12 protein-coding genes are annotated in these 13,720 nt (G+C 39.9%); all 12 read right to left on the reverse strand.

The annotated features are described in order from the left end of the window. Positions 1-882: enolase (locus tag N2257_03715; GenBank protein MCX7793501.1), on the reverse strand; the 882-nt coding region annotated here is incomplete at its 3' end. A 102-nt stretch (positions 883-984) separates the two neighbouring features. Next, positions 985-2,352 (reverse strand): hypothetical protein, encoded by a 1,368-nt coding sequence (locus tag N2257_03720; protein ID MCX7793502.1) that lies wholly within the window; start codon positions 2,350-2,352, stop codon positions 985-987. A 75-nt stretch (positions 2,353-2,427) separates the two neighbouring features. After that, a complete protein-coding gene (gene lpdA / locus N2257_03725) occupies positions 2,428-3,825 on the reverse strand; it encodes a dihydrolipoyl dehydrogenase (GenBank protein ID MCX7793503.1) in 1,398 nt (465 codons plus the stop codon). Between the two features lie 88 nt (positions 3,826-3,913). After that, entirely contained in the window at positions 3,914-4,309 is a 396-nt protein-coding gene (gene gcvH / locus N2257_03730) for a glycine cleavage system protein GcvH (protein ID MCX7793504.1), read from the reverse strand. 328 nt (positions 4,310-4,637) lie between these two features. Then, complete coding sequence (locus tag N2257_03735) at positions 4,638-5,003, reverse strand: response regulator (protein ID MCX7793505.1); 366 nt, start codon at positions 5,001-5,003, stop codon at positions 4,638-4,640. Between the two features lie 13 nt (positions 5,004-5,016). Next, positions 5,017-6,387 carry a sigma-54 dependent transcriptional regulator gene (locus tag N2257_03740; GenBank protein ID MCX7793506.1) on the reverse strand — a complete coding sequence of 457 codons (1,371 nt, stop codon included), beginning with the start codon at positions 6,385-6,387 and terminating at the stop codon, positions 5,017-5,019. An 11-nt stretch (positions 6,388-6,398) separates the two neighbouring features. Continuing rightward, positions 6,399-7,682: an ATP-binding protein gene (locus N2257_03745; protein ID MCX7793507.1), complete on the reverse strand. Its 1,284-nt coding sequence runs from the start codon at positions 7,680-7,682 to the stop codon at positions 6,399-6,401. A gap of 197 nt (positions 7,683-7,879) precedes the next feature. Continuing rightward, positions 7,880-8,992 (reverse strand): c-type cytochrome biogenesis protein CcsB, encoded by a 1,113-nt coding sequence (ccsB, locus tag N2257_03750; GenBank protein ID MCX7793508.1) that lies wholly within the window; start codon positions 8,990-8,992, stop codon positions 7,880-7,882. Between the two features lie 2 nt (positions 8,993-8,994). Continuing rightward, a complete protein-coding gene (locus N2257_03755) occupies positions 8,995-10,512 on the reverse strand; it encodes a cytochrome c biogenesis protein ResB (protein ID MCX7793509.1) in 1,518 nt (505 codons plus the stop codon). 67 nt (positions 10,513-10,579) lie between these two features. Next, a complete protein-coding gene (gene trpD / locus N2257_03760; protein ID MCX7793510.1) occupies positions 10,580-11,590 on the reverse strand; it encodes an anthranilate phosphoribosyltransferase in 1,011 nt (336 codons plus the stop codon). Further along, entirely contained in the window at positions 11,559-12,164 is a 606-nt protein-coding gene (locus N2257_03765) for an aminodeoxychorismate/anthranilate synthase component II (GenBank protein MCX7793511.1), read from the reverse strand. Before N2257_03765 ends, trpD begins: the two co-directional genes overlap by 32 nt. Then, positions 12,152-13,633 carry an anthranilate synthase component I gene (trpE, locus tag N2257_03770; protein MCX7793512.1) on the reverse strand — a complete coding sequence of 494 codons (1,482 nt, stop codon included), beginning with the start codon at positions 13,631-13,633 and terminating at the stop codon, positions 12,152-12,154. Before trpE ends, N2257_03765 begins: the two co-directional genes overlap by 13 nt. Positions 13,634-13,720 lie beyond the last annotated feature (87 nt).

Raw genomic sequence — 13,720 nt, forward strand, 5'->3', positions numbered from 1 at the left:
AGATGTGTATAAGAGACAGAGCTCTGAGAGTCCGTCCTCTACTGAGAGGACAGGATATTTTTCTATTATATGCTCATAATAGGCAATAAGCTCTTCTGTGGAGATAGTCTTGCCCTCAAATTTATAAGCACCTTTCTCATAGAATTCGGAGGCAGCTACATCAAGAGCTATAAATACATCCTCACCAGGTTTATAACCAGAATCCTCTATCGCCCTCATTATAAGAGAGATGGCTTCAGTATTGCTTTTAAGGTCCGGAGCAAAACCACCCTCATCACCTACCGCTGTATTAAGACCCTCCTTTTTTAATATCTTTTTAAGGGTGTGAAATATTTCTGCACCGGCCCTTAATGCCTCACTGAAACTCTCAAATCTTACAGGCATTATCATAAATTCCTGAATATCAAGATTGTTGTCAGCATGGGCACCGCCATTTATTATGTTCATCATCGGCACAGGTAATACCTTTGCGTTCACACCTCCAAGATATTTGTATAAAGGAAGTCCCGACTCCACTGCACTGGCCCTCGCAACAGCCATGGACACGCCAAGTATTGCATTGGCACCGAGCCGTGATTTGTTTTCTGTTCCGTCAAGCTCTATTAATAATCTATCGATATCTGACTGCATGGATGACTCAAGCCCCCGAATCCTCGGTGCAATCTCTTCCATTACATTTCTTATTGCATTAAGAACTCCTTTACCAAGATATCTTTTACCGCCATCCCGCAATTCAAGGGCTTCATTCTGTCCTGTAGAAGCCCCTGAAGGAACCTTTGCAATTCCTATAGCTCCACTGTCAAGAACAACCTCTACCTCAACTGTGGGATTTCCCCTTGAGTCAAGTATTTCTCTTGCAAATACATCGACTATCTCACCCATCAGACTCCTCCTTTGAAAAATTCTCTTTGAATGAGTTTTATGCTATAAGCATTATAGCATAGTTTATTTATGGAATTAGCAGTGTTGCTGTAATGGCAAATTCTATTCCTTCTCTATTTCCCGAAGGACAAATTGTTCCATAATATTTCTTATCCGCTCCTCATCTATAGGTTCACCCCTGAGTTCTTCTCTCTGAGCTATCTGTCTCAGGATTGTTTCGAGGAATATTTTAAAGTGATTTAGGCGTTCAATGAATTTATGTAACAAGATATCTTCTTTCAATCCTCTCCTGAGATATCCTATAATTTCCTCTATAAAGCCTGAAAATTCTTCATAATCATCATATCTTAAAAGCCTGAATGTAAAACTCTGAAAATAGTGAATGTAATTTTTAAGACTCTCATGAAGACCCTCTCTCTTAGGATTATCAATCAAGAGGGAAACGATTCTGTGCATGACCATAATATCTTCTCTAAGTTTAAGTGAAAGCTGTTTCTTTGTAACAAAGGACGGAAAGATATCTTCTCCCATTATATAAGGATTAAAGAGCTGTAGGGTCTGGACAACTGATTGAGTTACAAAATTTTTTATTATTCCTGAGCTATTCTCTATCCTGCCTCTCTGTCTCTTCTGTCCACCTTTTTTTGTTATATCCTTAAGCTCCTGGAAAAAGACCCTTTTCGTCTCCATAGATATCTGATAGGATAATCCTGAAAGAAAATTGCTTATATCAGGCCTCTGGATTTTCAGAACTGTTATCTCCAAAAGTCTTTTTAATTCCTCGAGCTCGCTTCTTATAAGAAAAAGAATTGCTATGCTCCTGTTAAGAACAGCCTGGTCAGAGGTATCTGTCACAACATACCTCAGATCTCTCAGTATTCTGAAAAAACTGACCATGATCAGGGAAATATATTTTTTTATTGTCCTGTCCTCTATGGTCTTCAAGGTTTTTGAGATCAAAGGATTATCAATCCTGTCCTCTTCAGAAATAGCTTTTGTAAAAGGGTTGAAATATTTATTTTCCCTTATCTCCCTTGAGATGATATCTCCAATATCCTTATAACTTATATAGTGAATTGTCTGGTACTTCAGTAGATCAAATACCAAGGTTTTAATATTAACAAAGCTATCGTAAAGAAGAAGCAGCCCCTTCTCTGGTGAATCCTGTCTGTAAAGTTCATTTCTCAGGGTATCCCTTGCAGGAATGGTCATGAATCTCTGCTCTGCATATTTTCTGAACCAGTAAGAATTTTTTTCATTCTCTGGCATTAGAAGCTCTATAAGATTTATTATCCTAAGTATAACATCCCTTAAGACAAGAAATTCCTCATAAAAATTTCTTGATGGATAGTCCTGGTCTGAGAGCGAGAGATTTTCTATGATAAAAAGGCGATCAACTGCTCTCAGAAAAACTGAGAGCTCAGAGAGCGTCTGAGGTCTTTCCTCTTTTATATTTTGAAACCATCCCACAGTGTTTCAGAAGAGCTCAGTGAATCTTGTATTATGAATTTTGACTTATACGGAATCACATTAAAATGACCTGTTTCACATATAACGATTTTTAGGTGGTAGGTGAATTGCCATGCTGTAGACATCCTCGGCAGCCTCCATGAGGCCTTCTGAAAGCGTTGGATGGGCATGAATCATATTGGCTATATCCTTAACCTTCAGTCCAGCCTTTATGGCAAGGGCTGCCTCATGGATTATATCTGAGGCATGAGCACCAATAATGTGAACACCGAGCACCCTGTCTGTCTTGCCGTCTGCTACTATCTTAAAGATACCTGATATCTCACCCATTGCATGGGCCTTTCCGAGTGCCCTGTACGGAAATGTGCCAGTAACAACCGGAATACCTCGCTCTTTGGCCTGGTATTCCCTCAATCCTACAGAGGCTATCTCGGGCGATGTGTATATTGAGATGGGCACAACTGAATAATCAATGCTCTCATTACCACCGCAGGCATTGATTGCTGCTACAATCCCTTCCCTGGAGGCTACATGTGCAAGCAGCATGCCTCCGGTAACATCTCCCACAGCGTATATTCCCTTCTCAGATGTCTCCATCCTTTCATTAACCTTTATCTCACCCCTTGTACCCTTCTCTATGCCTGTTTTTTCCAGTCCTATATTTTCTGAGTTTAAGGCCCTCCCTATAGAAACAAGGAGCTTCTCTGCTCTGATCTCCTTTCCATCGGAAAGTTTTAATGAAACACCAGCCTCTGAGATGGAACATGATTCAACTTTTACCGATGTAAGAAGTTTAATCTTCTTTTTTTTCAGTTCCTTTTCCATTATATCTGATATTTCTTCATCTTCAGTTGAAAGGGCACGGTTCATGATTTCAACCATAGTAATATCTGTACCGAGCTCTCTGAATAGGCATGCAAACTGGCATCCTATAACACCAGCTCCAATGATTACCATGCTCTTCGGTATCTCTGTGAGTTTCCAGACATCATCACTGGAAAGTATATTGATGCCATCAACTGGAAGGCCCGGAATCTTCGCTGGTCTTGAACCAGTTGCGATTATGATTCTATCCCCTTCAAAAAGCTCCTCACTACCATCCTTTCCTTTTACCCTTACTTTCAGGCCACCGGCTAGTTCACCTCTTCCTTCTACGAGTTTTATATTTCTGTGTTTAAAGAGTGACCTTATTCCTTTGACCTGGGTACTTATAATCCTGTCTTTTCTTTCCATTATCTTTTTAAAATCAGGTCTTATCTCTCCATTTATAATGACCCCGTATTCATCTGCCTTTCTTATGATAGAAAGAGCCTCTGCAGAAGCAACAAGTGCCTTTGATGGAATACAGCCAAGATTAAGGCATGTGCCTCCAACCTCTCTTTCTTCAATAACAATCACCTCTGTTCCGAGCTGGGCTGCCTTGATTGCTGCCACATAACCACCTGGTCCAGCACCAAGAATAATCAGCCTCATTGTCTTTTAACCTCCCCTTTATCCTTCGCCTTATCAGGAAATAATTTAAAAATTCCCAGACTCTGAACTATATACCGAATTATAGCTATTAGGCTGAACTACCTTCCTCTTCTATAAATCTGGCATATTCAGAGGCATCCATGAGCTCATCAAGCTCTGAAGGATCCTCTATTTCTATCTTTGCAATCCAACCTTTTCCGTAGGGATCCTCATTTATAATCTCAGGAGATTCTGCAAGATCTTCATTAACCTCAATGACAACTCCTGTAACAGGAGCTATAACAGAGGAAGTGGCTTTAGTTGATTCAATCTCCGCCATCTCTGTATTTGCCTCTACCTCTGAGTCAATCTCCGGAAGGTCAATATATACAATATCACCTAGCTGGTCCTGGGCATAATCAGTAATGCCCACAATTGCCTTTTTACCGCTCAATTTCACCCATGTGTGCTCCTTATGATACTTGAGATCTTCTGGAATCTTCATCACTCTTCCTCCTCATCATGATTTTTATAAAGGGCAAGGCCCTTTTAAATTGAGGCAAAGATTGCAACTCTTTAATATGCGATGAGCAAAATTTTTATCCGATTTCAGTGATGGAAAAATTCATTAATCGGATCAACACTTACATTATAAATATGCATGCATTGAATTTCATATCATAGGTGATTGTACTTTGTCAATACTACTTTTTATTAATTATTGGAAGCTTCAGGTTTAAGAAATAGACCTGCCAAATTAGTTATTTTTAAATATATAACCGTAGCACCGTAACTCAAGTGAATTATATAAGACAGAAGAAGAAAAGATAATTTCAGGCTGATTTAAGAATATCTTCAAGCTCATCAAGTCTGAAAGGTTTTTTTAGAATACCTATTCCTTTATCCTTTAGAATGGAGGTCAGTTCATTATTTATGTAAGCAGAACACACTATTACCCTTGTCCCCTGTGTAATTTCACCCATCCTGCCCAGTAATTCTGTGCCATTTCCCCCAGGCATTCTGATATCTGTAAAAATAATATCAAATTTTTCTTTACTCAACTCTTCACAGGCATCCCTGATATTTCTCGCAATAACAACTTCATAGCCTCTTTTCCTGAGAGCCTTTTCAAGAAACCACAGTATTAATTCTTCGTCATCCACCACTAAGACTTTCTTCACATTTAAATTGAAAGCAATATTTATGCCAGCTTTATAAAAAACCGAATTTCTGCATTCTGTATCTTAACGCATCTCGTGAAAGATTAAGAAGTTTTGCTGCTTTTGTCTGATTATTTCCTGTCCTTTCCAGTGCCTGCCTTATTAGCTCCTTTTCTACCTCTTCTATATCTATACCTGACTCGGGGAGCCTGATGAAAAAGGAGTTTTTATTCTCCTTACTATATGCTGGATTAATTTCACAGGGAAGGTATTCAGGAAGTATTATGTCTCCTGATTCAAGTATCATTATTCGCTCAATCAGGTTCTTCAATTCCCTTACATTGCCCGGCCAGTGATAGTTCAGAAATTTTTCCTCAACTACAGGGTGGATACCCTTGACATTTTTCTTAAACTCCCGGTTATAGTGTTCAATGAAATACCTTGCAAGGACAAGCACATCCTTATCCCTTTCCCTCAAAGGTGGAAGCCTTACAGGAATAACATTAAGTCTGTAATAAAGATCCTCCCTGAAGGAACCTTCCTTTATAGCTTCTTCAAGGTTCTTATTTGTTGCAGCAATTATCCTCACATCTACAGTTATATCTCTGACACCACCTATCCTTTTAAAGGTCTTGTTCTCCAGTACCTTGAGGAGTTTTGTCTGAGTTCCGAGTTTCATATCACCTATTTCATCAAGATATACTGTCCCGCCATCTGCAAGTTCGAAAAGTCCCTTTTTGGTGGACTTCGCATCTGTGAATGCACCCTTTTCATAGCCGAAAAGTTCACTCTCTATAAGGCTTTCTGGAAGGGCTGTACAGTTTATCTCAAGAAAGGGTTTATCTGCCCTTTTTGATTGATAATGAATAACCTTTGCAAGAAGATCCTTGCCCGTTCCGCTCTCACCATGAAGCAGAATGGTTGTGGCATCAGAATAGGCAATCTTCTTTGCGATCTCTATAACCTTCTTTATCTCAGCTGATTCCCCTATAATACTTGAAAAATTGTATCGTTCTGAAAGTATATGTCTGTAAGTTGATACATCCTTTCTGAGAGAAACCGTCTCTGCAGCCTTTGCAATAAGTATATTTAACTTATCCATATTAAAAGGCTTTTCTATGAAATCGTAGGCACCGAGCTTCACTGTCTTAACAGCAGTGGGCACATCACTGTACGCTGTTATCATGAATACTATTGCATCCCTGTTGATCTCCATAATCTGTTCAAGAACATTAACTCCAGAAACATCAGGCAGATTTATATCCAGAAGAACAATGTCCGGCAACTCCTCCTTGAATATCTTCAAGCCCTCTGACCCTGTCTCAGCAGTAAAAACTGTATATCCATCCTTTGAAAGGCTCTGCTGAAGAGACCATCTCAAAAGCTTCTCATCATCCACTATGAGTATCTTTGTCTCGCTCATATGCGCTACACCTATGTAATTCTATAAGGAAGATAAACACTGAAAGTAGTACCCTTTCCTATTATGCTCTCAACCTCAATCCTTCCGCCGTGTTTTTCTATTATACCCCTGCTGATCGTAAGACCGAGGCTACTTGAACCTGATTGTCTTGTATAAAAAGGTTTAAAAAGGAGCTTAATCTCATCAGGTGGGATGCCAGGACCTGTATCGGAAAATAAGACAGCATGAAATCTTTCCTGAGTAATAAGCTCTATCTTCAGGGTTCCTCCTTCTGGCATATTCTGGATTGATGACTGAGCTATATTAAAAAAGGCCTGGTGTATATGGTCAGGGTCAACATAAAGCTCCTGATCCTCGGGTATTTGTAATACTATGTTAACATTACTCCTTTTTGCCTGGGGCTCTATGAATCTCACAAGCCTTTCAAAGATAAATTTTGCAGGTACATGTTTTAATGATAGATCCGGTGTTTTCGCAAATATTAAAAGATCTTTGACAGAGCGGTCAAGTCTTTCTACTTCATTGAGTATCTCCTTTATTATCGGCTGCCTCGGATCGGATGCAGGGAATTCCTCTGAAAGCACCTGGACTGCTCCACTTATACCTGCAAGAGGATTTCTTATCTCATGGGCGATAGCAGAAGCAAGTTCTCCCAGGGTTGCCATCTCCTGAACCCTTCTCATTTCAGCTAGGTGACAGAGTTCAAAGTCCTTTCTTGTTCTTTCAAGGTCTGATATAATTTCATTAATGCCTCTTGCCATATCTCCTATCTCGTCTAGCCTTTCTGTAATAATACGGGCTCTGAGATCATTTTTCTTCACCTTTTCAACTGTGCTAAGAATATCTCTGATAGGTTTTTCAAAAATAACTCCTGCAAGTAACCATATAATACCTGTTGATAGAACAACTAATATTATAAAATTTAAAAAAGCTTTTCTCTTAATACCTGATGCTGCCTCAAAATACTTCATGGAGCTTATCTCTATTCCCAGTATGGCTCTTATCTTTTTGTTGTCAGTGTGACATCTCTGACAGAACATCTCGTTATAAAGTGGAATATAAAGGGAATAGACGCCTGCAGTATTGGTGGTATCTTCTATGATTTTTGAGAATCTTTCTGCACTCTCGCCTGCTAATAGATGAATTTTTTCTTGAGGATAATAGGTATTTACTTCCGCCGGGCTGGATGAACCTATTACCAGTCCATCATCTCTTAGGAGCCTTATTGCTTTAATATCCCCGATGAGCTCAGATTCTATATACCTCTGAAAGTCCCTTCCCTTACCCTCAAGCATCAGGGCTACAAAGCCGTTCTTTATATGCTCTGATGAAAACCTTATCCTTTCTGAAAAATCCAGCTTGAACTGGCTGAGCGCTGCAACTGTGAAAAAAAGAGACTGTAACCCTAGCAGAATGGAAAAAAAAATGCTGAACAAGAAAGTAATTTTTTTTCTTAAAGTCAAGTTCAGAACCCGTTTTTTTTATTTAATATTTACTTCAGACCTCCGTAAGCATGGAGTCCGCTCAGAAGGAGATTCACACCGAGATAGGTAAATATAACAGCGAAAAATCCAATTGATGCAACAACCGCAATCTTCCTTCCTCGCCAGCCTCTTAAAAGCCTTGAATGAAGATAAAAGGCATAAACAAACCATGTAATAAGGGACCATGTCTCCTTTGGATCCCATGACCAGTAAACCCCCCATGCCTGGTCAGCCCATATAGCACCAAATATTAGTCCTCCAAGGGTAAAAATGGGAAAGCCAATTGCTATTGCCTTATAGGTTATCTCATCAAGGAGTTCTGGTGTAATATTAAAGGAAAGGATTATATTTTTTATTATATAACCGTATCTCCAGAGCCCAAAAAGTAAAAGCAATGCACCACTAAAACTCAGGATAGAGATAAAGATATTATCATTGAGAAAGGTTGACTTTAAAAGATAGCCCTTCTTAAAAATTACATCAGGTCTTCCAGCTTTAAAGACAAAATAATCAATACCCATTGATATGAGTAAAATCAATGTAAGACCAAGGCTCATGACCCAGAAGATGTAGGAAGCCTCTTTTCTCTTATCCGTGGTAATTATTAGATACATAATGGCTGTGGCAAAAGATAGGGCAAAGAGTGCATAAGCTATAAAGCTCATCATTACATGGGCAAGAAGCCAGTTGCTCTGCAGTGCTGGTACAAGAGGCTGGATCTCCTTTGATACACCCGACATTTCTATAAAAGCCAGTGCGAGACCTGCTATAGGAGTAACAAAGGCTCCGAAAGACTTGTTCTTATATCTCCATTCAATAACAAGATAAGCAAGAATGAGACACCATACAAAGAATATGAGAGACTCGTAGAGATTTGTTACAGGTATTGACCTTATGATTCCCTGAAGAGGTGACCTGATAACACCAGTATCCTCAAGAAGACGGTAAAAGTCACTCCACCTAATTAAAAAGGCGATGCTCTGGAAAGCAAAGCCTGCTGCTGTTAAGGTGGTTGCAATTGTTCCTACTGTCCTGTTTTTTATGGCAATATAGGCTATATAGCTAATCATTGCTAAAAAATAAAGGATTGTTGCTATTCCAAAAAATTGGGAAGAAGTCATTTTTATTGTACCTCCTTGATTATCCTGTCAATCTGCCTCTCAAAGGCTTCTCTGTTGCGGTTCACAGAACCTCCTATAAACAATCGCGTGCCTCCTTTTTCAGGAAGAAGTCGCAACCAGAGCCTCCTGTGACTAGTAAAAAATGTGATGTAAAGTCCTGCTGCCATTATAATACAGCCAAGATAAACAAGCCACACACCAGGATCGCGCCTTACTTGAAGACCTGTATACTGGACTCCCCAGTAATCAACAAATTCAAGACTTGAACCATCAGGCAGGTGCCATGTCTGGGGATACCTTTTAAGAATCCATCTGTTGAATTCCTTTTTATTAAACTCAACCAGGGCAGCTGGATTATTCATCTGCTCGGCATAGGTAAAGGGTCTTCCTGTTTCATCAAAGGCAATGGCAGGACTGAAATCTACAACCTTTGCCCTGAGACCACCAGGGAGGTCAAACTCTTCAAGGGGATGCACACTCTTTTCCAGGGCATGTCCATTTTTATCAATAAATCTAAATTTAAATATTCCCCTCACGCCAGGCCATGTGCCGTAGCTTGATTGATAAAAAGTATATCCCTTATATTTTAAGGGAGCATTGACCTCAATCCATTTCTCAAAGCTCAAGTCTTTATCCCTCACAGAAAGTAAACTCTTATAATCCTTAGGCATATCTGAATTTCCGTAGAATTCTACCTCAAAGTCCTCACAGGAAATCTCAAATCCTAGAGGCTCTATTCCGAAATGTTTAAGGGTTCCTTTTAGCTCTCCAGGAGTTGTATTCATAAGCCTTGCAGCCTCTTCAATGCTTCCCTTTGCCCTGTTCATTACATTAATTAAGTTTTCTACCATTACTTCATCCTGATGGGTCCAGTTCATTCCACCCCTGAAGGCAACTGAATAAGCCATGCCTTCTCTTATATTCAGAAAACCTTTAAATCCAAAAAATATTCCTATCAGAGCACCTGCAAGTATAATCAATATACTGAGGTGAGTAATATAAACTCCCAGCCTTGAAAAGGCACCCTTCTGGGAAAAAAGCTGTGATGAAGAATTATCTTCTTTGAGATTGAAACCGTGCTTTTTGAATACCTCTTTCAGGATTTCCTTCATGGTCTCGGGCTTTTTTGTTACCACAATCTCTCTTTTTACAGGCAGGGATAAAAATACCTCATCAGAAAGGGGTTTTATATCCTCCTTTACAAACTTGAGAACCTTTGGAAGCCTGTCAAGAGAGCATATAATGAGATTAGCAGCAAAAAGCATAAGCAGAGTGACAAACCACCAGGAACGATACATGTCTGTAAAGTGAAGTGCATCGAGTATCCTGTAAAGAGTTGGAGCAATCTCCGGATTAAAAAGTCGTGAAAGAAGCTCAATATTTTTCTGAGGTTCTGCTCTCTGTTCTATTATCGTACCAACTATTGATGTAAGGGATATAAGAAGGAAAAGCACAATGGCCAGTTTAATAGATGTAAAGAAATCCCATATCCTGTCTACTACTGTCTTTTTCTGTTCCATATCGCTCCTTAGATTTTTGATATATTATTTTACAGATTAGTGAAAAAATATTGCAACACCATTAAAATTATATGCTATTGGTGAACTTGATGATCTCCTTAAGTTTTTTTTCTGCCTTTCCCGAATCAATTGTCTCTTCTATTATCTCCCTTGCCTCCTGGTAACCCTTTGCCCTGCCAGCCACTATGAGGGCTACTGCTGAATTCATTACAACTACATCTCTTTTTGGACCCTTATGTCCTGAAAGGATATGAAGAGTTATGTTCGCGTTGTACGCCTTATCACCGCCTTTTAATTCTTTTTCTAAAACTCTACTAAATCCAAATTCTTCCGGCTTTATGGTAAAGGTTTCGATCCTGCCATCAAGACACCTTGTTACCTTTGTCTCATCAGTTAGCGTTATCTCATCCATGCCATCTCTACCGTGGACGGCCACGGCATACTCTGAACCCAGATTACATAATACCTGAGCAAGCGTCTCTGTGAGGTCGTCTCTAAATACTCCTATGAGCTGTCTTTTTGCATTCGCTGGATTTGTAAGGGGTCCAAGGATATTGAATATAGTTCTTATACCTATCTCTCTTCGTGGTCCTATTGCGAATTTCATAGCAGGATGGAACTGTGGTGCAAATAGAAAGCCAAAGCCTGTTTCAAAAAGACACCTCTCAACCTTTTCAGGTGTAAGATCTATTTTTATGCCGAGGGCCTCTGCAACATCTGCACTTCCAGCCTGGCTTGATACGCCTCTGTTTCCATGTTTTGCAACAGGAACCCCAGAAGCTGCAACCAATATGGCAGAGGTAGTTGATATATTGAATGTTCCTTTAATATCCCCTCCCGTTCCACAGGTATCAATTGTCCCCGGAGGTGATGATATTGTTATTGACTTTTTTCTCATAATAAGAGCTGCCTGTGTTATCTCGTCAACTGTCTCTCCCTTCATCCTGAGCGCCGTGAGAAAAGAGGCTATCTGACTATCTGTGCATTTGCCTTCCATTATCTCTGTCATGCATTCAGCCATCTCAGAAGGTGTGAGGTCTATTTTTTCAACAAGCTTCGCTATTGCTTCCTTGATCATATAGACCTCCCTTTAGTTTTAAGAAATTTTTTAGGATCTCGTGGCCATATCTCGTCAATATTGATTCAGGATGAAACTGCACACCCTCTATAACAAACTTCCGGTGTCTTACACCCATTATCTCTCCATCTTCGGTCCAGGCACTTATGATAAGTTCCTCAGGAAGGGATTCTCTTTCTATTACCAGAGAGTGGTATCTTGTTGCCTCAAAGGGGCTGGGTATGCCTTCAAAAATGGTCCTTCCATCATGGAATATCATTGATGTCTTTCCATGCATGAGATTTTTTGCCCGCACAATCCTTCCACCGAAGGCAGCACCTATTGCCTGATGGCCGAGACAGACTCCCAGAATAGGAATCTTCCCCTTGAAACGTTTTATAACATCTACTGAAATGCCGGCTTCCTTAGGGCTGCATGGTCCTGGAGATATGACTATCCTGTCAGGATTAATTTTTTCTATTTCAGGCAAGGTAATCCTGTCATTTCTGAATACTATTACATCCTCACCCAGTTCACCAAAGTACTGAACAAGATTGTATGTAAAGGAATCGTAATTATCTATCATGAGGAGCATCGTCCAGCCTCCGCAAGTTCCACAGCCTTCATCATGGCCATTGCTTTATTTACTGTTTCTTTGTATTCCAGTTCAGGAACTGAGTCCGCAACAATACCGGCTCCTGCCTGTACATAGACCATCCCTTTGTGTATTATGAGAGTCCTTATAGTTATGCAGGTGTCCATATTTCCATTCAGACTGAAGTATCCTACAGCACCTGAGTAAGGACCCCTCCTTACCGGTTCAAGTTCATCAATGATCTCCATTGACCTCACCTTAGGTGCACCTGTTACAGTGCCGGCAGGAAAACAGGACTTAAGTACATCGAAGCAATCGAGCCCTTTTCTGAGTCTACCCTCCACATTTGATACAATGTGCATTACATGACTGTAGCGCTCCACTGTCATGAATTCACTGACCCTTACGCTACCGATTTCTGCAACTCTTCCAACATCATTCCTTCCGAGGTCAACAAGCATCAGGTGTTCTGCCCTTTCCTTTGGATCATTAAGAAGTTCTCTTTCTAATTCTAAATCTTCTTCTTCGGTTTTACCCCGCCTTCTCGTTCCAGCAATAGGTCTCAGAGTTATCCGGTCTCCTTCAAGTCTCACAAGTATTTCAGGTGATGAGCCAACAAGACAGGAACCACCTATATCCAGAAAATACATATAGGGTGAAGGATTAATTAGTCTAAGGGCCCTGTAGATATCGAAGGCATCAACTCTGGTTCTCCTTTCAAATCTCTGAGAAAGAACAACCTGTACCACATCACCAGACATTACATATTCCTTTGCCTTTGATACAGCTCTGAGAAAATCCTCTTTACTGACGTTAGAAAGAAAATCTTTTTTTCTCTTCGGCTCTGCCGTGCAGGGACTTATAAAGCGGAAGTTTATCTTTTTTGTGAGTTTTTTTTTGATTGAATCAATCCTCTGCACTGCTTTTTCATAGGCGCTTTCAGGTTTATTTCCGGGTTCCACAAGGTTTACTATCTTAATGCTCTGCCTAAGATTATCAAAAATAAGAAGGGTATCTGTAAACATCAAATACATTTCTGGAAGATTAAGAGCGGGTTTTGCAGATATATTTATTCTCTCGAAGAACCTGACCATGTCATAGCCAATATAACCTACCAGGCCACCAAAGAATCTCGGAAGCCCCTCAATTTCCGGTGTCCTGAACTGGTTGATAAAGTCCTTTATATATCCAATGGGGTCTTCAGTTTTTATGCTCATTCTGGTATTTTTTTTAGTCAAGGTTATCTTTCCATTCCGGTATGTTATTACTGCTGATGGTTCTGTGCCGGCAAAGGAATATCTTGCCCACTTTTCACCGCCGATCACACTCTCAAGAAGAAAAGAAGGAGAGCTTTTCAGTTTCAGAAAGGCACTGACAGGTGTCTCAAGGTCTGCCACAACCTCTTCATAAATAGGAATTAGATTTGATTCCCTGGATAGGATTTTAAATGTCCTTAAGTCGGGATACATTTTTTATGATAGCTTAAAGGACATTCTAAGGGCAAGATAATAAAATTCTTGATATAATAAGTGTTTTCTGATAACCTATGTTTAGGA

This window comes from Thermodesulfovibrionales bacterium (assembly GCA_026417875.1).
GTDB lineage: Bacteria > Nitrospirota > Thermodesulfovibrionia > Thermodesulfovibrionales > CALJEL01 > CALJEL01.